This window comes from Actinoallomurus sp. NBC_01490, assembly GCF_036227085.1.
GTDB classification, from domain to species: domain Bacteria; phylum Actinomycetota; class Actinomycetes; order Streptosporangiales; family Streptosporangiaceae; genus Actinoallomurus; species Actinoallomurus oryzae.
In genome coordinates this window covers 2168570-2190539 of sequence record NZ_CP109433.1, presented here as the reverse complement: position 1 = coordinate 2190539, position 21970 = coordinate 2168570, and the positions used below count along the sequence as shown (strand labels likewise).

At 71.2% G+C, this 21970-nt stretch carries 18 protein-coding genes and 1 pseudogene; 13 read left to right on the top strand and 6 right to left on the bottom strand.

Annotation, left to right across the window (positions count from 1 at the left end):
• The first annotated feature begins 7 nt into the window (after positions 1-7).
• A complete protein-coding gene (locus tag OG417_RS10835; protein ID WP_329253534.1) occupies positions 8-772 on the top strand; it encodes a polysaccharide deacetylase family protein in 765 nt (254 codons plus the stop codon).
• Between the two features lie 168 nt (positions 773-940).
• Here the strand turns inward: OG417_RS10835 and OG417_RS10830 are convergent, their stop codons facing one another.
• A complete protein-coding gene (locus OG417_RS10830; protein ID WP_329253531.1) occupies positions 941-2053 on the bottom strand; it encodes a hypothetical protein in 1113 nt (370 codons plus the stop codon).
• Positions 2054-2874: 821 nt separating this feature from the next.
• Here OG417_RS10830 and OG417_RS10825 point away from each other — a divergent pair.
• Positions 2875-3519: a hypothetical protein gene (locus tag OG417_RS10825; protein WP_329253528.1), complete on the top strand. Its 645-nt coding sequence runs from the start codon at positions 2875-2877 to the stop codon at positions 3517-3519.
• Between the two features lie 148 nt (positions 3520-3667).
• Here OG417_RS10825 and OG417_RS10820 read toward each other — a convergent pair whose 3' ends face one another.
• Entirely contained in the window at positions 3668-5527 is a 1860-nt protein-coding gene (locus tag OG417_RS10820) for a M64 family metallopeptidase (protein WP_329253525.1), read from the bottom strand.
• Positions 5528-5767: 240 nt separating this feature from the next.
• Here OG417_RS10820 and OG417_RS10815 point away from each other — a divergent pair, with 240 nt between their 5' ends.
• From OG417_RS10815 to OG417_RS10795, 5 genes are read left to right on the top strand one after another with little or no spacing between them, the layout of a single operon-like run.
• The gene (locus OG417_RS10815) at positions 5768-7423 is read left to right on the top strand and encodes a penicillin-binding transpeptidase domain-containing protein (protein WP_329253522.1); all 1656 of its coding nucleotides are present in this window, start codon (positions 5768-5770) and stop codon (positions 7421-7423) included.
• Positions 7420-8505 (top strand): transglycosylase domain-containing protein, encoded by a 1086-nt coding sequence (locus OG417_RS10810; RefSeq protein ID WP_329253519.1) that lies wholly within the window; start codon positions 7420-7422, stop codon positions 8503-8505. The genes OG417_RS10815 and OG417_RS10810 overlap by 4 nt, the downstream gene beginning before the upstream one ends.
• Positions 8447-9403, top strand: coding sequence for a penicillin-binding transpeptidase domain-containing protein (locus OG417_RS10805; RefSeq protein ID WP_329253516.1), 957 nt, complete (start codon positions 8447-8449; stop codon positions 9401-9403). Before OG417_RS10810 ends, OG417_RS10805 begins: the two co-directional genes overlap by 59 nt.
• Before the next feature lie 46 nt (positions 9404-9449).
• A complete protein-coding gene (locus OG417_RS10800; protein ID WP_329253513.1) occupies positions 9450-12767 on the top strand; it encodes a DUF4132 domain-containing protein in 3318 nt (1105 codons plus the stop codon).
• 13 nt (positions 12768-12780) lie between these two features.
• Entirely contained in the window at positions 12781-13842 is a 1062-nt protein-coding gene (locus OG417_RS10795) for a DUF6461 domain-containing protein (protein ID WP_329253510.1), read from the top strand.
• A gap of 86 nt (positions 13843-13928) precedes the next feature.
• On the opposite strand, the gene OG417_RS10790 is transcribed toward OG417_RS10795, so the two are convergent.
• The gene (locus OG417_RS10790; protein ID WP_329253507.1) at positions 13929-14375 is read right to left on the bottom strand and encodes a cyclase family protein; all 447 of its coding nucleotides are present in this window, start codon (positions 14373-14375) and stop codon (positions 13929-13931) included.
• A 134-nt stretch (positions 14376-14509) separates the two neighbouring features.
• Positions 14510-15386, bottom strand: a pseudogene (locus tag OG417_RS10785) (RNA-guided endonuclease InsQ/TnpB family protein); the annotation flags it as partial.
• A 158-nt stretch (positions 15387-15544) separates the two neighbouring features.
• On the opposite strand from OG417_RS10785, the gene OG417_RS10780 reads away from it, so the two are divergent.
• Positions 15545-16051 (top strand): GNAT family N-acetyltransferase, encoded by a 507-nt coding sequence (locus OG417_RS10780; RefSeq protein ID WP_329253504.1) that lies wholly within the window; start codon positions 15545-15547, stop codon positions 16049-16051.
• Between the two features lie 28 nt (positions 16052-16079).
• Here the strand turns inward: OG417_RS10780 and OG417_RS10775 are convergent, their stop codons facing one another.
• Entirely contained in the window at positions 16080-16577 is a 498-nt protein-coding gene (locus OG417_RS10775) for a MerR family transcriptional regulator (protein ID WP_329253501.1), read from the bottom strand.
• A 24-nt stretch (positions 16578-16601) separates the two neighbouring features.
• On the opposite strand from OG417_RS10775, the gene OG417_RS10770 reads away from it, so the two are divergent.
• On the top strand, positions 16602-17348 hold the full coding sequence (locus OG417_RS10770) for an SDR family oxidoreductase (protein WP_329253498.1): 747 nt from the start codon (positions 16602-16604) through the stop codon (positions 17346-17348).
• A 54-nt stretch (positions 17349-17402) separates the two neighbouring features.
• Positions 17403-17897 carry a GNAT family N-acetyltransferase gene (locus OG417_RS10765; protein WP_329253496.1) on the top strand — a complete coding sequence of 165 codons (495 nt, stop codon included), beginning with the start codon at positions 17403-17405 and terminating at the stop codon, positions 17895-17897.
• A 157-nt stretch (positions 17898-18054) separates the two neighbouring features.
• Here OG417_RS10765 and OG417_RS10760 read toward each other — a convergent pair whose 3' ends face one another.
• The gene (locus OG417_RS10760) at positions 18055-19002 is read right to left on the bottom strand and encodes an NADP-dependent oxidoreductase (protein WP_329253493.1); all 948 of its coding nucleotides are present in this window, start codon (positions 19000-19002) and stop codon (positions 18055-18057) included.
• 106 nt (positions 19003-19108) lie between these two features.
• On the opposite strand from OG417_RS10760, the gene OG417_RS10755 reads away from it, so the two are divergent.
• The 3 genes from OG417_RS10755 to OG417_RS10745 all read left to right on the top strand — a co-directional run bounded on the left by OG417_RS10755 (position 19109) and on the right by OG417_RS10745 (position 21927).
• Positions 19109-19528 (top strand): winged helix-turn-helix transcriptional regulator, encoded by a 420-nt coding sequence (locus OG417_RS10755; RefSeq protein ID WP_329253489.1) that lies wholly within the window; start codon positions 19109-19111, stop codon positions 19526-19528.
• Positions 19529-19614: 86 nt separating this feature from the next.
• Positions 19615-19941, top strand: a complete 327-nt coding sequence (locus tag OG417_RS10750; RefSeq protein WP_329253486.1) for a hypothetical protein — start codon at positions 19615-19617, stop codon at positions 19939-19941.
• A gap of 90 nt (positions 19942-20031) precedes the next feature.
• A complete protein-coding gene (locus OG417_RS10745) occupies positions 20032-21927 on the top strand; it encodes a WD40 repeat domain-containing serine/threonine protein kinase (protein ID WP_329262228.1) in 1896 nt (631 codons plus the stop codon).
• Positions 21928-21970: the final 43 nt, after the last annotated feature.

Here is a 21970-nt window from a genome sequence, read left to right as displayed (position 1 = left end):
TCAGGTAATGCTTACCGTGGCCGCCGGCGCCGTCGGCCTTCTCGCCGGAGGCGGGCCGGTCATCGTACGGGCGGTCCAGCCGGACACGAGGTCCCGCAAGCTCCGGGCCCGCCCGACGGCCGTGCACCGCCATCCGGACCCGGGGTACGCCAAGGGGCCGATCCAGGCGCTCCAGCGTCCCGTGCACGGGCTGAAGGACCTGACGCCGCCCGCCCCGCCCACGGCGGTCGCGCTGACCATCGACGACGGGCCGCACCCGACCTGGACGCCGAAGATGCTGGACCTGCTCGCGGAGTTCAAGGTGCCGGCGACGTTCTCCCTTATCGGCGAGCAAGTGATCGAGTTTCCGCAGCTGGTCAAGCGAATCGTTGCGTCGGGACACCAGATCTCGGACCACACGATGACGCACCCCCTCGACCTGCCGGGAATGGGATCCAGCAAGATCAAGCAGGAGATCGGCGAGGCGCACGACCGGATCGCGCAGGCCACCGGGGTCGCGCCGAAGTTCTTCCGCTCCCCCGGCGGCGCCTGGTCGAACCAGGTGCTCGACACCGCCGCCGAGCACGGCATGATCAACATCGACTGGGCGGTCGACCCCCGCGACTGGGCCCGTCCCGGCACGGGCCACATCAGCGAAACGCTGCTGGCCGCCAAGCCGGGCGACATCCTGCTCTGCCACGACGGCGGCGGCGACCGGTCCGAGACGATCGCGGCTCTGCGCACCGTCATCCCGACCCTGCAGAAGCGCGGCCTCACGTTCGTCGCCCTCTGACCCACCGGCCGTCCACGGCGGCGAACCGGCCGGAGTGCACCCCGGAGGCCGCGCCACACCCCTGCGACGAGCCTCCGGCGGCCTGTGCGCGACCGCCCGGGAACCCTCGCCCGTCGCTCGACGGTACGGGGTTCTCCGGGCGGTCTCTGGACGCTATGGGCGGCACGGTCACGCGTCTCCCCCAGCCTCGGCGACGACGCCGGACGGCGGACCGGGATCGGGCGGTGGACCGGAGTCGCGCGGCGGTGAGCCGGGCGGCGCCGGGCGCGGCGGATCGGGACTGTGCGGCGCCGGCCGCGGCGGGTCGGCGTCGGCGGCGCCGAAGCGCGCGGCGTACCGCATGAGGAGGTCGAGCGCGTCACGCAGCTCACTCTCCGGCCGTGCCTCCGCGGCCGGGCCGGCGGCGACCGGGACGGGCGCGCCCGCGGCCACCGGGCCGGGTGCCGTTTCGGCCTCGGCCGCCGGTCGCGGCGGGAAGATCGGCCCCAGCGGCGCGGAGCGCTCCCGCGCGACCGCGCCGAGCGAGGCGGCCCGCTCCCGAGGAGCCGCCTCCGCCGAACGGTCCGGCGCGCCCGTACGGGCCCGGTTCTCCGCTCCACCGCCCGTACGCGGTCGCGGCGACGCCGCTCCACCGCGCGCCCGCCGGCGAGGAGTCACCTCCCGCCCCTCCTCCTCACGTTCTGTCGGGTCGTCGCGCACGTCCGAGCCCCGGCTCGGCCGACCACCGTCGCGATGCCCACCGTCCCGGTGTGTCCCGTCCCGGTGAGCGCCGTCGCGGTGAGTCCCGTCGTGCTGAGGGCCGTGCCGGCGGGTGCCTTCGCCGCCGCGCTCCGGTGTCCTTCCGCGCGCCCTGGTCCGCGCGTCGTCGGGCAGGGTGCCGAACTGCGCCGGCAGCTTGCGGAAGTGCCGGGGAATCCCGAGGGTCAGGACGTACCCCCAGAGGATCATGAGGTTGCGGTAGATGTCGTAGCGCTCCCGGTCGTCGGCCCGCACCACGGCGAGTGCGAAGAGCAGCGCCTCGCCGAGGATCAGCAGCAGCCCCCAGGACGCCACCACCACGACGATCATCGCGAGGACGAACTCCGTGAAGCGGCCCTCCGCCGGGGACGTCCCGAACAGCCGGCCGCCCCACACCGAGCCGTACACCCAGTAGCCGGGCCCGAGGAGGCCACCGACGACGAAGAGGATGACGCGGTAGCGCCGCGGGCCGCGCCGGCCCGCCCGGCCCCGGTCGCACCCGGAGTCTCCGGAGCGCCGGGACCGCGGCGCCTGGTCACCCACGACCGCCGCCGGGGGCCGGGTCCGGCCCGCCGCCGCTCCCGGTCGCGTCGTGCGCCCAGGCCGACGAGGCGTGACGTGCGGTAGGTCCGGACAGTAGCGGGTCGTCGCCACGATCACCCATGAACCGCAGCGAAATGGTCATCATTGCCATTTCATCACACTCCTGCATCGCGCCTGATTCGCGAGAGCGAATCGGGACAATTCACATCGGGTGCGCGACCGGCCACACCATCGCCGACCCTGGCGGTACGGTGCGGGACGGTCTCGCGGTTTTCTGTTGTGAAGCTCCGGCTCACTCTCACCCGCATTCCTCCCGCAAAAATGACCAAGGAAATCCAGCAGCCATTACCCGGCTTCGGAAAGTCAATCGCGCACCGCTTCTTCGCGCACACTTTATCTGTCACCCTGCGTGACATCGCACACACGACAGAGCCGGACGAATGGGGTGGCATAGTCGCACATACACCCCAGCCATCCCCGGCCTCGTCTCACGTAACGTCACCAGCGCTCGTTTAGGACGCCCCGATTGTTCGCACTGCTAAAGACATCACCCTGGGCGTCGGCCCGGTTACGGAGTGTCAATGCAAGGCGATAGCCGCCGGGCAAATGGCCCATCTTCGACGCCACTTGTCCGGCCGACAACGGCAGCGCGCCATCGCACCGTTTGCGCCCGAAAATCCAGCGACTCCTCAAGAAATGTCGCTTATGCTCTGACTAGTGTGCCAGCCGCGGATAGCGGCCTTCACCCGTGTTCGTGGGATAGGTTCTCTTCGGTGGTCTCATCGGATGGGAGAGGGATGCAGCCCGGACGGTACGAAGAGATGGCCGACGCCGCAGAGCTTCCGGAACGGCTGCGGCACGTCTACTGGATCGGCGGCGGCACCGGCGCGGGCAAGTCGACGATCGCCCGCCGGCTGGCCGACCGTCACGGCTGGCGGCTCTACGCGACCGACGGCACGATGCGGGACCACGCCGGGCGGACCACCCCCGAGGAGGCGCCCTTCCTGCACGAGTTCCTCGCCATGGACATGGACGAGCGATGGGTGAACCGATCCCCGGAGGTCATGCTCGAGACCTTCCACTGGTTCCGCGGCGAGGGCTTCGATCTGATCGTCGAGGACCTCCTTCGCCTGCCGCGGGAACCATGCGTCGTCGTCGAGGGCTTCCGGCTGCTGCCGCACCTCGTGCAGCCACTACTCGCCGAACCCGAGCACGCCGTCTGGCTCCTGCCCACACCCGATTTCCGTCAGGCCGCCTTCCGCAGCCGGTCCGCACCGGAAGGAAGGTTCGTCTGGAGGACCAGTGATCCGGCGCGGGCCGAAAGCAACCTCGCCGAACGCGACGCCATGTTCACCAGACGCCTGCGGGAGGAGACCGGGCGTCTCGGGCTGCGCACCGTTCAGGTCGGCACCGCGATGACCGAAGATGACCTCGATGGGCGCGTGACGAGAGCGTTCGGCCTCTGACCTCTGCGCGGCGCGACGAGCCGCGGATCGTTCGTTTCTCGGCGCTGCACCCTGATCCGGCCCGGCCGGTACTCCGCCGCCCCTGGCGCGGCCGGCGACAACGATCATCTCCCGGGCCCGCCGTTCCGCGGCGAGCCCGGGAGGCGCGTCAGCCGGTCTTACGGAGGACCACCTCGACCTTGGTGGTCCGGCCGACGTTTCCGGCGGCGTCGATGGCGCGGTACTCGATCGTGTGACGACCGTAGCCGGGCGGGACGTTCTCCCAGGCGACGGCCCTCGCGGGCTTGCCGAGCTTGCCGTAGAACAGGTCGTCGATGTTCGTGCCCAGCGGCGTGAACAGGAACGGCGCGCTGGAGTCGGTCGGCCAGCCGAAGTAGCGGTACCAACCGTCCCCGTCGACCTGGAACTCCGCCAGCGTGGTTCCGGACCCGTCGTCGGACGGGTTCAGCTTCATGGTGAACCGGTCGTCGAAGACCTTCGTCCCGCCGTGCGTGGCGGCCGGCGTGGAGAACTGCGCGGCGACCGCCGGGCGCTGGGCGTCGACCTTCCAGGACAGCGGCGGTGACTGGGCGCCGGTGGCGGGGTCGACCGCCCGCGCGGTCACGGTGTGCGTCCCGGAGGTGAGGTGGAAGCGTCCCAGCTCGAGGTCGCGATCGTTCCCCGTGACCTGTACCCGCCTGCCGTCGACGGTCCACCGGACCGCCGGGACCGACTCCGTGGGGTGCGTCGTCTCCGCGTAGATCACATCGTTCGCGCCCACGTCCGTACCGGCCGGAGTGGAGTCGGTGAAGCCCACCGCGGTGGTCGCCGGCGCCGTCGTGATCCGGGTGTCCACCGTCCAGGTACGGGTCTGGGTGAGGGCCGCGGAGGACCTGATCGCCGGGTCGCGTACGAAGCCGGTGGGGTCCTGGACCTTCGCGGTCAGGGTGTGCGTGCCCGGCCGGAGGTGCCGGCGGGCCAGGTCGACGTTGTGCCGGTCCGTGCTCCCGGGGACCGTCCGGCCGTCGAGGGTCCAGGTGATGCGCAGCGGGTGGCTCACCGGGTGCAGGGTCTCCAGCCAGACGACGCGGTCGGCGCCGATGGGAGCCCCGGTCGGGGTCTGGTCCTGCACCAGGTTGAGCTTCGCGGAGATGGCCTGCGTCATCCGCTCGCGTTCCACCTGGTCGTAGGCGTATCCCAGGGTCTTCATCATCGAGTGCTCGCTCGGCCGCCACACGCCCGTGGTGTCGTACATCCCGCCTTCGTAGCGGCCGATGACGCCACCCGCCGTGCTGCGAGCGCCGAGCCAGCGCCACCACTTGGCGTGCTGCTCGCGCATCTGCTGCTCGGTGAGGAGGGTGTGGTGGATGGAGTCCGGTTCGCCGCCGGTGTAGGCGCCGCCGGGCACGCCCCGCTGGTAGTAGTTGTACTCGTCCTGCAGGCCGCCGAGTGAGTGACCGATCTCATGCGGCATGATCAGCGAGGACATCGCGTTTCCGCCGGACGCCGTCGCGTACGTCCCGCCCGCGCCGCCGTACGTCGTGCTGTTGGCCAGCGCGACGATCTGCCGGTTGGCGGCGCTGGTGCCGGGGACCATGTCGGCGTACCTGCCGGCCGCCTCATCGTCCATGACCAGCAGGCGCTGGATGCCGTCGGTCCGGCAGCCGCTCCAGAACCGCATGCTCAGCGGCGTCGTGCGTTCGGGCGAGGTCACGGAGGGGTCGCAGCTCACGCCCGACTCCCCCGACACGATCTCGACCCGGTAGACGTTGACGTAGCTGCGGTAGGACTTCCACGGTTCGAACGCGAAGAGCGTGCTGATCTCCCGGTCGACGTTCTCGCGGAACCTCGGCATGTCGGCCTCGGTGTAGCCGTCGCCGAGGATCACGACGTTGAACCGCTTCGCCGGATCGCCGGTGACCTGGACCGGCACGACCTTGGCGCTGCCGACGTCGTCGGCGTGTGCCACGCCGGCCGGCGCCACGAGCGACGCGGCGACCGCCATCGTCGCGATCATGCGTCTGAGCATGAGAGGCCTCCTACGGATGCGCATCGGACGAGTTGATCATCGTCCGAGAGAGGCCGGTACGGAACCGTACGCCACGCACTGTTCCGGCCGAGCGGTGATGCGAGAGCCGCCATTTGCCGCATGACCAGCAGTGATATCTGAACAGGTATTACCGTCACATTCATATGCATCTTGGACTTTTCGCTGGCCAGCTGCTGTCCTTGTCGGCCTGACGAAGCCTTCCGGACAGAGGGGAGTCCGATGATGCGCCGATCCCGCATGGTCGCCGCCGCCGCCATCGCGGCCGTGGCCGTACTCGTGGGGGTGGGAGCGGTGTGGTCGCTGCGCGACGACGACGGGCCGCGGGAGACCGCGAAGCGTTACCTGGCGGCCTGGAGCGGCGGCGACTTCGCCGCCATGCACGCCCTGACCGACCGTCCACCCGCCGATTTCGAGACCCGGTTCGCCCGCATGCGGGACGACCTGGGCGTCACGCGACAGCACTACGAGGTGGCCTCGGTCGGAGATGCCAAGCACGGGGAGGCGGGCGGCTCCTACCGCGCCGCACTGACTTTGACGGGGGGACGGGCCTGGACGTACGGCGGTTCACTGACGTTCGTCGAGCGCGACGGCAAGTGGCGTGTGGCGTGGTCCCCGCAGGTCATGTACCCGAGCCTCAAGGAAGGACAGCGGCTCCGCGCCGCGCGCACGTGGCCGGCCCGGGCGGACATCCAGGCGGCGGACGGCAGCAGCCTGAGCCGGTCGCCGTCCGGGTCCGTCCAGCAGCTCGCCGGACCGCTCGGCCCCGCGTCCGCCGCCGCCGCGAAGAAGCTCGGGGCCCCGTACCGCGCGGGTGACACGATCGGCGTGGACGGGCTCCAGCGGCAGTACGAGCGGCGTCTCGCCGGTACGCCCGCCCTCGCCGTACAGATCGTCGGCGCGGACGGCACACCGGTACGGACGCTCCAGCGGTTCGGCGGCACCGAGGGCAGGCCCCTGCGGACCACCATCGACCCCAAGGTCCAGAACGCCGCCCGTGACGCCCTCGCCGACGTGGCCAAGCCCACCTCGCTGGTCGCGCTGCGCCCCTCCACCGGGGAGATCCTCGCCGTGGCGAACAAGCCCGGCGGCTACAACCGGGCGCTGATGGGCCAGTACCCGCCGGGCTCGACGTTCAAGGTGGTCACGGCGGCGGCGCTGGTCGCGGGCGGCATGGACGCCGGCACCCGCGTCGGCTGCCCGGCCACCACGGCGATCGGGGGCCGCTCGTTCCGCAACTACCAGCACGAGGACTTCGGGACGGTGGCGCTCCGGGAGGCGTTCGCGCACTCGTGCAACACCACGTTCGCGCGTCTCGCCGTGGACCGGCTCGGCCAACGGGCGCTGAGCAAGGTCGCCACCGAGTTCGGTTTCAACGCCCCGATCATCGCGGGACTCCCCGCCGTACGGGCCTCGTTCCCGGACAACAAGGACGACGCCTCCTTCGCCGCCGCCTCGTTCGGGCAGGGCCAGGTGCTCACCAGCCCGCTGAACATGGCGAGCGTCGCGGCGGCCGCCGCCGACGGCGCCTGGCGTTCGCCCCGCCTGGTCGACGCCTCGCTCGTGTCCCAGGCCGTCGACGCCGGCGGCCACAAGCCCGAGGCGCCGCACCGGCTGCAACCCGCGGTGGAGCGGGCGCTGCACTCCCTCATGCCCGCCGTCGTCAGCGAGGGGACCGCCGCCGGCGTCGACTTCCCGTCCGGGACGGCGGGCAAGACCGGCACGGCGGAGTACGGGACCGGCGACGACCCGCCCACGCACGCCTGGTTCATCGGCTACCACGGCGACCTGGCGTTCGCCGTGATCGTCGAGGGCGGCGGAACCGGCTCCGAAGCCGCCGCGCCCATCGCGGCGAAGTTCCTCCGGGCCGCCGGATGAGCGGGCGGGTACGGGTGCTGGTCAAACTGCTGCGGCTGCTCGGGGCGGCCGCCTTCGCGGGAGTGCTGGTCGGCCTGCTGGCGCTGCCGGGCGTGGGCAGTGTGGGAATGGCGGCGCGGGACGCGTCGGACAGCTTCCAGAACATGCCGGATGACTTCAGTCTCTCGCCTCCGCCGGAGCGGAGCACGGTGTACTCCGCCGACGGTGAGGTCCTCGCGGTGTTCTATGAGCACAACCGCGAGTCGGTGAGCCTCAACCAGATCGCCCCGATCATGCAGAAGGCCGTCGTCGCCATCGAGGACGACCGGTTCTACGATCACGGCCCGCTCGACTTCAAGGGCTCCTTCCGCGCGCTCGTCACCAACGCGCAGGACGGGGGCATCAAGCAGGGCGGCTCGACCCTGACGCAGCAGTACGTGAAGAACCTGCTGGTGGAGAACGCCAAGAACGAGAAGGAGGCCGAGGCGGCGAAGGCGCCGGACTTCGGGCGGAAGCTCCGGGAGCTGCGGTACGCGGTGAACGTGGAGAAGCAGCTGACCAAGCAGCAGATCCTCGAGGGCTATCTCAACATCGCCTACTTCGGTTCGGGCGCGTACGGGGTGCAGGCCGCCGCCCAGTACTACTTCAGCAAGGACGCCTCCCAACTGACGCTGCCGGAGGCGGCACTGCTCGCAGGCGTCACCAACAGCCCGTCGGCCTACGACCCGGAGACCAACCCGGAGAACGCCAAGGGGCGCCGCGACACCGTGCTCGACCGGATGGCGCAGCTGAAAATGATCACCAAGGCGCAGGCGGACGCGGCGGCGGCCACGCCGATCACGCTGCACATCAAGAAGCCCAAGGCCGACTGCGTGGACAGCAAGGCGCCGTTCTTCTGCGAGTACGTCAAGGACGAGATCCCTGGGCAACCCCGCGTTCGGCAAGACCGCGGCCGACCGCGAACGGCTGCTGTACCGCGGCGGATTGACGATCCGCACGACGCTGGACATGAAGGCACAAAAGGCCGCGCAAAAGGCACTGGCCTTGCGGCCGAGCCACAGCAAGACCGCGACCGAGGCCATGGTCAAGCCCGGCACCGGTGAGATCAAGGCGATGGTGGTCAGCAAGACCTACGGCGACAGCAAGAAGAAGGGCCAGACCACCCTCAACCTCGCCGCCGACTACGCCCACGGCGGCAACGGCGGCTACTCGGCCGGATCGACCTTCAAGATCTTCACCCTCGCCGCCGCCCTCGACAAGGGCTACAGCGTCGGCACCACCCTCCCGGCACCCAACAGCACCACCGTCAGCGGCTACACCGACTGCAAGGGGCACGGCTTCGAGCCCTGGTCGGTGCGCAACGCCGAGCTGTCCAAGGCGTCGTCGGCCGACCTGGCGACCGGTACCTGGGAGTCGCTCAACACCTACTACGCCTACCTCGAACAGCGCGTGGGCCTGTGCGACTCGGTCCGCATGGCGCAGAGGTTCGGCATGAGGCAGGCGACCGGCCGGCCCCTGCAGCAGGTGCCGGCCCAGGTGTTGGGCACCGGCGACATCGACGTCACCCATCTCGCCGCCGCGTACGCCGCCTTCGCCGCCCACGGCCGGTACTGCGCGCCGATCGCCATCACCGGCGTCACCGACTCCACCGGCAAGAAGATCAACGTGCCCGGGGCCGGATGCCGCAGAGCCGTGGACGCCGGCGTCGCCGACGAGGTGACGCGGATTCTCCAGGGCGTGCTCACCAAGGGAACGGGCCGGGGCCTGGGCATCGGCCGCCCGGCGGCGGCCAAGACCGGCACCTGTGAGGGGTTCGCGTGCGCGGCGTTCGCGGGCTACACGCCCGACCTGGCGGCGGCCGTCTGGTTCGGCGACCCCGCCGCGCCGTTCGGCGACCCGAGCCCGGGCGTCTTCGGCGCGAACGTCGGCCCGATCTGGCGGGCGTCGATGCAGGGCGCGCTGCGCGGCACCGCTCCGACCTCGTTCACCTCTCATTCATGATCATTCAGGCGGCCCTTGTCGTACGTCTGTTCTATGGTCGGGCGCCGTGGGAGACAACCATGCGGTAGTGGATGAGAACGCCCTGGACATCCCGGAGTCGTGGCGGCGCCGGCTGTATCCGCGGCGCGGCGGGCGGCCGGGGCCGGCGATCAAGGTCGATCGCTCCGCGGTCGGGGACGTGCGCGAACGCCTCCAGCGGCTGGAGGCCGCGCGGCCGTTCGCCGAGCGGGCCGGTGTCGCGCCGGAGATGGCCGAGGCCGTCCGGGAGTATGCCTCCGGCGGCGCGAACCCGCTGGGTGCGGGCATGGCCGCCGCGCTGCTGGCCGCCGAGGTGCCGTACGACTACGCGATCGAGAAGTTCGCGGTGCCGCTGGCGGACGCGTGGGTGACCGAGCACGGGCTGTCCTTCGCCGCCTGCGCGTTCGCCGAGTTCAGCCAGTTCCAGTGGGGTTCTTCCGGGCTCTCCCCCATCGGGGACCGGGCCACGAACGGCTATGCCTCGTCGGTCGCCTCGACGCCGGCCGCGAAGACCGGTGTACGGCTGCGGGGCCTGCTGGCCGTCGCCGGCGACCGCGAGTACGAGGAGGCCGTCGAGGCCCTGGCGCGGTGTCGCCGCACCGCGTCGCAGCGGACGGTGGTCTCCTTCCTGGTGCCGTCCCGGCACGACTGGGTCGAGGAGTGCTGCGCCGCTCCGCCCGACACCCGGTACGAGGCCGATTTCTGGTGGATGCTGTACTGCGCGCTGGGGTCGCCGCGCCATGTCGACCTGATCGCCCCGCACGGAGTCGTCCACCATTACTCGTGGGACCGCTCCCGCCTGGTCACCATGCTGGACGGTGTGGGCACGGCCGCCACGGCGCTGCTCGTCAAGGCCTTCGACGCCGATGCCTATGTCGCGGACCTTCGCAGGCTGATCCTGGAGACGCTCGCGATCGTGCCGGGCGACGAGGCCTTCCAGGCCCTGGTCGACCGCGCCGAGCAGAAGTACGTACGGCCCGCCCTGCTCACCGCGATGGCACGCTTCCCCGCCCGGGCCCTGCGGCTGCTGGCGGCGGCCTCCGACGCGCCGCATGTCGCCGACCTGCTGGCCGCGCACGCACGGACCCACGAAGAGCTGGTGGCCGGGCTGCCGCCCGCGCTGCGGGCCCGGATCGGCTCCCCGGACGACGAGAAGCGGCTGCCGGACGCCCCGGCCGACGCGCTGCCCCGGCCGCTGGCCGACCCGCCGTGGCTGCGCACCGCCAAGGCGGCCGACCCGGTCGTCGTCGGCGGGCTCACTCCTCCCGCCGAGCCCGCGATGCGTTGGGAGCCCGGCGAGCAGGAGCAGTGGGCGAAGACCGACGGGCGGCACCGGGTCCCGGCCAGTGACGACTGGGACGAGCTGATCGAGGAGTTCCGCGCCGGTAAGGCCTACGGGTACGGCTTCGGCGTCCTCACGTACGGCCCTGTGGAGAAGGTCCGCCCGCTGCTGGCCGACTGGAAGCCGCAGCTGTGGGAGGCCGAGATCTGGCTGCGGCCGGTCGTGGCCCGGTTCGGCGTCGACGCGCTGCCGGTCGCGCGGCGCATCGCGGAGGAGGATCCGGCGGGTCTCGCCGACCGGGCGCTGCCGTTCCTGGACGCCGGTGTCGCGCGGGTGATGGCCGCGGGTCTGGCCAAGCCGAAACGCCGCAAGCTCGCGCTCGCCTGGTTCGACCGGCATGGCGTGGACGCGGTGCCGCTGCTGGTGCCCGCCGCGCTGGGCAGGTCCGCCGCCGCGCGCCGGGAGGCCGAGGCCGCGCTGCGCCTGCTGGCCGGACGGCACGGAGCCGAGAAGGCCGTCGAGGCGGCGGCACGCGCACACGGCGGTGCGGCGGCGGACGCCCTGCGGGCGATGCTCACGATCGATCCGCTGGAGCTGCTGCCGCAACGCCTGCCGGCGGTCGGTGAGTGGGCCGACGTGCGGTCGCTGCCGCAGATCCGGCTCCGCGGCCGGGACGACGCGCTCCCGGCCGACGCCGTCCGCCATCTGCTGACGATGCTGGCCATGTCCAAGGCCGGCGAGGTGTACGCGGGCGTCGGGCTCGTCAAGGAGGCCTGCGACGCCGGGTCGCTGGCCGCGTTCGCATGGGCGCTGTTCGAGGAGTGGCGCCGCAACGACGCGCCGTCGGCGGACGCATGGGCGCTGGCGCAGCTGGGCCGGCTCGGCGACGACGACACCGTACGCCGGCTGACGCCGCTCATCCGTAAGTGGCCGGGGGAAGGCGGCCACGCCAAGGCGGTCGCGGGCCTGGACGTCCTGGCGGCGATCGGCACGGACGTGGCGCTGATGCACCTGCACGGCATCGCGCAGAAGGTGAAGTTCAAGGGCCTCAAGGCCCGCGCGCAGGAGAAGATCGAGGAGGTCGCCGACGGTCTGGGCCTGACGGCGGAGCAGCTGGGCGACCGGCTGGTCCCCGACTTCGGCCTGGACTCCGACGGCGGGCTCGTGCTCGACTACGGGCCGCGCCGCTTCCTCGTCGGCTTCGACGAGGAGCTCAAGCCGTACGTGGCCGACGAGGACGGCACCCGCCGCAAGGCCCTGCCCAAGCCGGGCGCCAAGGACGACCAGGAGCTGGCGCCCGCCGCGTACAAGCGGTTCGCCACGCTGAAGAAGGACGTGCGGACGGTCGCCGCCGACCAGATCCGCCGGCTGGAGTCGGCGATGGTGGCCCGGCGCCGCTGGACGACCGAGGAGTTCCGCCGCCTGATCGTGGAGCATCCGCTGATCTGGCACATCGCACGGCGGCTCGTGTGGGTGAGCGAGGACGGCGGCAAGACCTCCGCGTTCCGCGTGGCCGAGGACCGGACGTTCGCCGACGCCGACGACGACGTGCTGACGCCGCCCGAGTCGGCGGGCGTCGGCATCGCCCACCCGCTGGAGCTGGGCGATGCGCTGGAGGCGTGGTCGACGCTGTTCGCCGACTACGAGATCCTCCAGCCGTTCCCGCAGCTCGGCCGCGCGGTGCACACCCTGACCGACGCCGAACGCGCCGCCCGGCGGCTGGAGCGGTTCGAGGGCGTCACCGTACCGCCCGGGGCCATACTCGGACTCGAACGACGCGGCTGGCGGCGCAGCGCGCCGATGGACGCCGGAATCCAGTTCTGCGTCTTCCGCGAGGTCCCCGGCGGCCGGTACGTCAACATCAAGCTGGACCACGGAATCGTCATCGGCGGCATGGAGTACAGCGCCGACCAGAAGCTGGAGGAGATCCGCCTCGACGACCGCCCCGAGGACGGCTACTGGACGCCGCGGCGCACCGGGCTGCCCTTCGGCGACCTCGACCCGGTCACCGCCTCCGAAGTCCTCTCCGAACTGGCCGAGGCGACGTCCCGCCCGACCCGATGAAGGATGCCAGGAAATGTCAGCACGTCATTTCGACCGATACGAAGAGATGCTGGGTGAGATCTACTGCCTCACGTTCGTCCGGGACATCGACGAGACCGAGGCCCTGCTGCGCATGGGCGGGTTAAAGGACACGATGCGGCCCCGCACCACGGCGGACGCGCGGGAGGAGATGAGGTCCTACGACGCCGGGTACCCCGCGATCGCGCTGGCGCTGAGTCTCGGCGAATGGACCGTCATCATCGAGCCGGACGGGTTTCACGGCTCTGACGGCCAGCTGCTGAAGGCGGTGTCACGAGGAACCGAAGCGCTGTCGGTGCTTCGCCACGACTATGCCGAGGACCACTTCTCCTTCAGTGAGGACGGGACGGTGCGGACCTCGTTCACCGGCGGCAGCGCGGCGTTCCGGTGGGGAACCGAGCTCGACCGGTTCCTTCCGCAGATGCGGGCCGCGGGCGTGGATCTGGACGCGGATGACGACCGTGACCCTTTGATGCACCCTCATGTCGCGGCGCTGCGCCTTGTCGGCCAGATCATCGGGACACTGCCCGACCTCCCGGACGGCCCGATACCGAGCGCGCACATCGAACCGTGGTTCACGGCGGCCGAGCCCCCGGCCGTCTACCGTCCCCGGCAGGAGGGGCTTGCCGACGCCCTGGACGCCGCCCCGGCCGCACTGCGACGGCCCATCATCGTCCGGGAGGTCCGTCGCCTCGCCGAGCTGCTGGACGTCGCGCATTTGCCGGACGTGGCCGAAGCCCTGTCGGCGGCCGAACTCGGGAGGAAGGTGGACGTGCCCGCCGACTCAGACCTGGGATGCCGTATCCGCGGCTGGCTGGTGGACGCACGCCGCGCCAGGGACTCGCGTAACGACCCCGCCGAACAGCACCGGATGACCGAAGACGACAGGAGCCGGGCCATGCGGTTGTGGGGGCTGACCGTGGCGCTGCGCGGCGCACTGTGGTGGGACTCCCGGGGCGCCGCCTACGAAGCGCTGCGCCCGATCACTACCGACCTGCCCTGGGCGGACGGCGCATCCCGCTGCGCGATGATCCTGCGAGAACTCCGCGACCGCTGAACCCGCACCAGGGGTTCCCTGGTCAGGAAGCAAGATGGCCTACTCCGGCAGAAGGGTGCCGGCACTGTCGGGCGCGAGTCCCGGGGTCAGAATGTGGCGATCGGGTTGATCGGGCTGCCGGACGTACCGGCGAAGCGGACCGGCGCGACTGCGAGGTGGAAGTCCCACTGGCCGAGCTCGGCAGCCGTCGTCGCGCACACCTCCAGGTCGCAGTTGTCGAGCAGCCACAGACCCATGGCGACGAGGCTCACGGCGTGGACCGGCATCAACACGTCGTCGTACCCCGACGGCTGAACGTCCTGGGGGGTGTCGGCGCCGATCAGCGCGACCTCCCGTTCATGCAGCCACGGCAGGCAGGACGCGTGCCAGCCGGCCTGCGTGAAACCGCCGGCCTCACCGGCCTCGTGCCGGGCGCGGCCATAGCCGGTCCGCGGGAGTACCGCATCGCCGGATCGGACCCGGACACCCTGGCGACGCTCGGCCTCCTCGAGATCGTCGGGAAACACGCCCTGCCCCGGTTCCAACCACGGCACGTCGCGGACCCTCGCGAGGGCAGGACACCACGCGTGTTGACATTCTCCCCCTCCTGAAGGAGGGGGATTCCCACGGTCGCCCGTGAGGGTTCCTGCTTCATCGCCGGTTGCCCGCCCGAGAGAACTCTCGTTCAGGAGGCGTCGGAGATGGCGCGGCCAGGCTGTGGTTCTTGACCATGTTGCGGACGGTCAGGTCTTCCACGGCGATCACTTGGTTCTCGCGAACAAGCCGTGTCGTGACCTTGTGCAGGTGATCCCTTCTACGGTCGGTGATCCGGGCGTGAGCGCGGGCCACCTTCAGGCGGGCCTTGGCCCGGTTGTTCGACCCCTTCTCCTTGCGGGCTAGCGCCCGCTGAGCCTTGGCGAGCTTGCGCCGATCGCGGCGCTCGTGCCGAGGGTTGACGATCTTCTCGCCGGTGGAGAGGGTGGCCAGCGCTGTGATCCCGGCGTCGATCCCCACATTCGATGCGACGGGAGGAAGCGGGCTGATCTCCTCCTCGACCAGCAGGGACACGAACCAGCGCCCCACAGCGTCCTTCGACACGGTCACCGTGGACGGCTCCGCACCCTCCGGCAACGGACGGGACCACACGATCTCCAAAGGGGCGTCCATCTTCGCCAGCGTCAATTGGCCGTAGCGCCACCGGAACGCCGACCGGGTGTACTCGGCCGACGCCCGCGACTTCTTGCGGGACTTGAAAGTCGGGTACTTGGCGCGCTTCGCGAAGGAGTTCGCGAACGCGGCCTGGAGATGGCGAAGCGCCTGCGGAAGAGGGACCGACGACACCTCGGACAGGAAGTCATACTCTCCGCTGCGCTTCCACGCCGTCAGGCGCGCGGACGACTCCGCATAGGAGACGCGACGGCCTTCCAGCGTGTAGCGCGGGTCCGTTCTTCCAGGGCCTTGTTGTAGACGAGACGGACGCAGCCGAACGTCCGGGCAAGCTCTTCGGCCTGCTCGGGGGTCGGGTAGAAGCGGTACTGGTAGGCCCGCTTCACGATCTGCGCCATGTCTCACAATTTACCGCACGATCAGCTAAGAATCGGGTGTGTGTTCGATACGGCGGTCCGCCTGGTGGCGAATCGCCTTCCCCTGTCCTGCTCCGCAGGGGTCCGATTCCTTCCCCGCCTGAAGGCGGGGGTCTCCTCGGAGGTATCCGATGCCCCGCATGCGCATCCGTGCGGTACGTGACGAGGAGTTGCCGGTCCTGTGCGCGATCGAGCGCGCGGCCGGTGAGTGGTTCCGCGACATCGGCATGCCCGAGATCGCCGACGACGAGCCGCTCCCGGTCCACGTCCTCGCGGGCTACCGGCGGAAGGGGCGTGCGTGGGTCGCGGCGGACGACGCCGACCGGCCCGTCGCGTACCTGATCGCCGAGGTCGTGGGCGGGGCGATGCACATCGAGCAGGTCTCGGTGCACCCGGCCGCGGCGCGACGCGGCGTCGGCCGGTCCCTGCTCGACCACGTCGCGGACGTCGCGACGGCCGGCGGCCTGCCCGCGCTGACGCTCACGACATTCGCCGAGGTGCCGTGGAACGCGCCGTACTACGAGAGATGCGGGTTCCGGCGCCTGAACGACGCGACACTGACACCCGGTCTCCGGGAGATCCGCCGGCGGGAGGCCGCGTACGGGCTGGACCGCTGGCCACGCGTCTGCATGCGCCGCGAGCTGTGAAAGGTCTCCGGCGGGGTCGGGTCCGGGCTCAGCTCTCGGCCGCGCCGGTGATGGAGGGCGCCCAGAGCCGGTCGGCCTCACCGGCGGCGAGGCTGCCCCGGTAGACCTCGATCTTGTGGTCGATCATCTTCAGGTTCTCCTGGATCTCTCCGAGCCTGGCCAGGACCTCGGCGCGGTGGGCTTCCAGGAGCGCGAGGCGTTCTTCCTCGTTGCCCGGCCCGGCGGCGACCAGTTCGGCGTACCGGCGGATACCCCTGATGGGCATGCCGGTGGCGCGCAGCTTGGTGCAGATGACGATCCACTTGAGGTCGAGCTCGCGATACCTGCGGCGACCGCCGCTCGTACGGTCGACCGGCGTGACGACCAGGCCGGCGCGCTCGTAGTACCGCAGCGTGTGCACGCTCACCCCGGTGCGGCGGGCCGCCTCGGCGATGGTCACGCCTTCCGCGGGCACGGCGGTGGGCCGCGCCTTCCGTCCGGTGGCCGCGGATGCCGGCTTGACTTCTGCCGGTTTGACTTCGAGCACGCTCTAAATCCTAGCATCGCCGCCATGAGCCACCACGGAACCAGCGAAAGACCAGGCCACGGGCCTGCCCCCGATCCGGCCCCCACCGCCTTGATCGTCGCCGCGGGACGCGGCCTGGGGCACGCCATGGCGGAAGAGTTCCTGAAGAAGGGCTGGCACGTCATCGGCACGGTCCGGCCGGGCACGTCGCGAACCAAGCTCCACGATCTGGCCGAGACCGCCGGCGGCCGAGTGGAGATCGAGACCCTGGACATCAACGAGCCGGCGCAGATCGCCGCGCTACGCGACCGCCTGGCAGGCAGGACGCTCGAGATGCTGTTCGTCAACGCCGGAGTCACCACGGCCGACGAGCACATCAGGATCGGGGACGTGACGACCGAGGAATTCACGAGCGTCATGGTCACGAACGCGCTGAGCCCGATGCGCGTCATCGAGTCGCTCCAGGACCTGGTCCCGGCCACGGGCATCATCGGCGTGATGTCGTCCGGGCAGGGCAGCATCGGCAACAACGAGACCGGACTGCGAGAGGTCTACCGCGGCAGCAAGGCGGCGCTGAACATGTTCATGCGGAGCTTCGCGGCCCGGCAGCCCCGATCCTCACGCACCATGCTGGCCATGGCGCCCGGATGGATCCGTACGGACCTGGGCGGCCCGGACGCGCCCTTCAGCATCCAGGACAGCATCCCCGACCTGGTGAACGTCATACTCTCCCAGCAGGGGACCCCTGGCCTGCAGTTCCTCGACCGCTTCGGCCGGACCGTCCCCTGGTGAATCGTCGGTGAAGTGTCAGAGGGCCACGGCAGACTGCGGCCTGAGGTGAGGACGATGATCGAGATAGCACTCGAGCCGTGGGCCGATGACGACCTGGACCTGCTGCGGCGGCTCAACACGCCGGAGATCTGGGCCCATCTGGGCGGCCCGGAGACCGAGGAGAAGGTCCTGGAGCGCCACAAGCGTTACCTCGACCTCGGCGCGCCGGGTTCCGGCCAGATGTTCACCGTGGTCCTGCCCGACGGCGTCACGGCCGGCACGATCGGCTACTGGGAGCGCGAGTGGCAGGGCGAGACGGTGTACGAGACAGGGTGGAACGTCCTGCCGGAACACCAGGGACGCGGCATCGCCGGGGCCGCCGCCACGGCGATCGTCGAACGGGCCCGCGCGGAGAAGCGCCACCGCCGTCTCCACGCGTACCCGTCCGTCGACAACCCGGCGTCCAACGCGATCTGCCGCAAGGCCGGGTTCACGTTCGCCGGTGAGCACGAATTCGAGTTCCCCAAGGGCCATTTCATGCGCTGCAACGACTGGCACCACGATCTCTGACCGTCTCAGGCCGCGCGTCGCGGTAGCGTGCGGATCGAACAGCCCCCCGGGAACGGCATGGCCGGAGGTTGGGCGTACCCCCTTTCCGCACAGGAGGGACGCTGAGACCTCAGCCCGTGAGAGCGGAGCCGCCCACAGGGGGTCGCCCCCTGGGTGGTCACGGCGTCAGTACGAGGCGGCCTCGTAGACCGCCCTTCTCCAAGCGACGGTGGGCCTCCGCGACCTGTGCCAAGGGCAGAGTTCCGGCGACTCGCAGTGTGAGCGCGCCCGCCTCGACCAGGCCGGCCAGGTCGCGCAGGCGAGCGCCGTCGGCGTGGATCCAGTGGTTGAAGACCCGTATGCCGCGCAGCGGCGCCGGCGCCGCACCGCCGACCACCGCGGCGAACGCCCCGCCCGACCGCACCGCGTCGAGCGCGGCCACGCCGACCGACGCGGCGTCCAGCGCCGCGTCCACCCCGCCGGGTACCAGAGTGCGGACCGCCTCGCCCAGACGCGCGGTGCGCGGGACGAACTCCGCCGCACCCAGTTCCCGTACCAGCGCCTCGTCGGCGGGACCGGCGACCGCCGTCACCCGGAGGCCGCGCGCGGCGGCGAGTTGCACCGCGTACCCTCCGACCGCCCCGGCGGCGCCGGTGACCAGCAGCGTGCCGCCGCGGCCCAGGTCGAGCCGGTCGAGCGCCTGCACCGCGGTGAGCCCGTTCAGCGGCAACGTCGCGGCCTCGACGGGCGCCGCACCGGCGGGCGCGGCGGCGACGGCGTCCACGTCGAGGACGACATGGTCGGCCTGCGTGCCGAGCGGCACATCGAGCCGGTCGGACAGGCCGATCACCCGGTCCCCCGGGGCCAGGCCGGTGACGCCCGGCCCGGTCCGCTCGACGACGCCGGCCACGTCCCAGCCGATGCCGATCGCCTCGCGCGGCGGCACCAGGCCCGGCAGCAGGCCCGCCTCGGTGAGCGCGCCCGAACGGGTGGCCACGTCCACCGCGTTGACCGTCGCGGCCTCGACCCGGATCAGCACCTGGCCCCGCGCCGGGACCGGAACCGGCACGTCGATGAGCCGCAGTTCCTCCGGCCCGCCGAAACCGCGAATGACGACCGCCCGCATGAGATCTCCCCACGTTCGAAAGAAGGCTTTGGAACGACCCTAGGGAGAGCTACTCTCTGCCAGAAAGTACGCACTTGAAGGTGCGTACCGTACGCGGAGGAGAGCCATGACGACCCGCACCGCCGCCCAGCGACGCCAGGACGCACGTGTCGCCTACGACGCCTACCTCGCGACGTGCCCGGCCCGGCGGCTGCTCGACCGGATCAGCGACAAGTGGGTGAGCCTCCTCCTCAACGCGCTCGCCGAGGGCCCGCAGCGCTACAGCGACCTGTCCCGCACCATCGCCGGCGTCAGCCAGAAGATGCTCACCCAGACGCTGCGGACACTCGAACGCGACGGCCTGGTCTCCCGTACGGTCACCCCCTCGGTCCCGGTACGGGTCGACTACGAGCTCACCCCGCTCGGCGTCAGCCTGCTGCCCGTGATGCGGGCCATCAAGGACTGGGCCGAGACGCACATCGAGGAGGTCACCGCCGCCCAGGATGCCTACGACGCGCAAGTAAATACCCAGGAACGTCATTCGTAATAGGCGAGTACAAAGGGGGTGGCCACCGGCGGCCGGCGGGTACTACCGCCATCACCGGCAGCGCACTCACGCCCTCAGGAGGAAGAATGCTCGGTCGCCGCGAGCGCGGTGCGCTCTACGCCATGGTCTTGCTGCTTCCGGCCGTGGGCTGCCTGACGACCGCGACCGAGACTCAGGCGTCGACCCAGCGCCTCGCCGTGGCACCCGCCGTGTACCGGGGAGGCGGCCACCAGCACGACGGTAATGGCAGCCACAACAGAGTCTCCGCTCCGTTCAACAGCCCCAACTTCATCCGCGGAGCCCAGACCGTCATCAACGCGAACTCCGGTGGCGCCACGGTGACCCAGGTACAGCTGTGCAAGCACAGGGTCCGCTGCCGGCTCTCCGAGAAGTCCCACCTGGTCGTCAGATAGCCGAACGCATGATCGCGGTGCGGCCCCGCGACCTAAAACAGATGATTCCGTGATGCACGCTTCGCGTCCGGTTACGCTCGGAGCGTGACGATGGGGAGTGAGCGACTCGTCGGTGGGAAGTACCGGCTGATCGAAGTCCTCGGGGAAGGCGCCATCGGGGTCGTCTGGCGGGCGCACGACGAGTCACTCGGCCGCGACGTGGCCGTCAAGGAGATCCGGCTCCCGGCCGGTCTGGACGACGAGCAGGTCGTGGCGCTGCGGGCGCGCACCCTCCGTGAGGCGCGTGCCGCCGCGCGACTGAGCCATCCCGGCATCGTCACCGTGCACGAGGTCGTCCGTGACGACGGCCGCCCGTGGATCGTCATGGAGCTGGTCCGCGGCCGTACGCTCGCGCGGGTGCTCAAGGAAGACGGACCGCTGCCGCCGTCGCGGGTGGCGGAGATCGGCGCGCAGATCCTGACCGCGTTACGCGCGGCGCACGCCGCCGGGGTCGTGCACCGTGACGTCAAGCCGAGCAACGTCATCCTGAACGGCGACCGTACGGTCCTCACCGACTTCGGGGTCGCCTCGCTCGACGGCGGCACCGTCCTCACCGAGACCGGTGCCATGCTCGGCACACCGTCCTACATGGCGCCCGAGCAGGCGCGCGGCGCGGACGCCACGCCGGCGTCGGACCTGTGGTCGCTGGGCGCGACGATGTACGCGGCGGTCGAGGGGCAGCCGCCGTTCGACGGGGAGACGGTCGCCACCGTCCTCGTCTCCCTGCTGACCACCGACCCGCCGGCGCCGGGCCGGGCCGGGCCGCTGGCCCCCGTCATCGCCGGCCTGCTCGCCAAAGAACCCGGCATGCGCATGCCCGCCGACGTCCTCGCGGCGCACCTGACCCGCCTCGCCGGCGGCGCTCGCGAACCCGCCGCGCCGCCGCCCCCGCCAGAGGAGCCAGAGGAGGAGACGACACCGCGGCGCCGCTCGCGTACGCCGCTCCTGCTGGCCCTGCTCCTCACGATCACGCTGAGCACCGCCGCCGCGATCTGGCTGCCCCGCCATCCCCCGCGCCGGGCGCCGGCGGCCGCGCCCGCGCCGCCGGTCGTGCACATCGGCATCCACTTCCCGTCCACGCGGCTGAAGTCGGACACGAACATCTTCTCGGTGGCGTTCAGCCCGGACGGCAGGACGCTCGCCTGCGCCGGGTCGGACCACACGGTCCGCCTGTGGGACGTGACGCGGCGCGTCGAGCTGGCGCAGTTACCGGGCCACACGGCGCCGATCGAGGGCGTGCGGTTCAGCCGCGACGGCCGGCTGCTGGCCACGGCCGGCGACGACCGGACGGTACGCCTGTGGGACCTGTCCTCCGGCCGGCAGGTCGCCGTGCTGTCCGGTCACCGCTCCGAGGCCTGGTCGGTCGACTTCAGCCCCGACGGACGCTATCTGGCCAGCGGCTCCCGGGACCACACCGTCCGCGTCTGGGACCTGCGGTCGCGCCGGACCGTACGCGTGCTCCGCGACGACCGCGACGCGGTGACCTCGGTGCGGTTCAGCCCGGACGGCACCCTGCTGGCGGCGGGCGGGCTGGACCGCACCGTACGCCTGTGGAACACCGCGTCGTGGACGCAGGCCGCGGTGCTCAACGGCCACACCGCGCCGGTGCGCGCGATCGCCTTCAGCCACGACGGGCGGATGCTGGCCAGCGGCGGGGAGGATGAGAAGGTCCTGCTCTGGAACGTACGGACCCACCTCGGCATGGGCGTGTTCACCGGTCACAAGGGGGTCGTGGACGCCGTCGCGATCAGCCCGGACGGCCGCACTCTCGCGAGCGGCGGCCAGGACCACAAGGTCATCCTGAACGGCATCGCCACCAACACCCGGCTCGGCGTTCTGTTGGGACACAAGGGCCGGATCGACGCGCTCGCGTTCAGCCCGAACGGCCGCTCCCTGGCCACGGGCGCCGAGGACCGGAGCGTCCGGCTGTGGGACCTGACCCGATGACGAGCGGGTGATTCGGCGTCAGGCGAGGGCGGCCGAGCGCGGT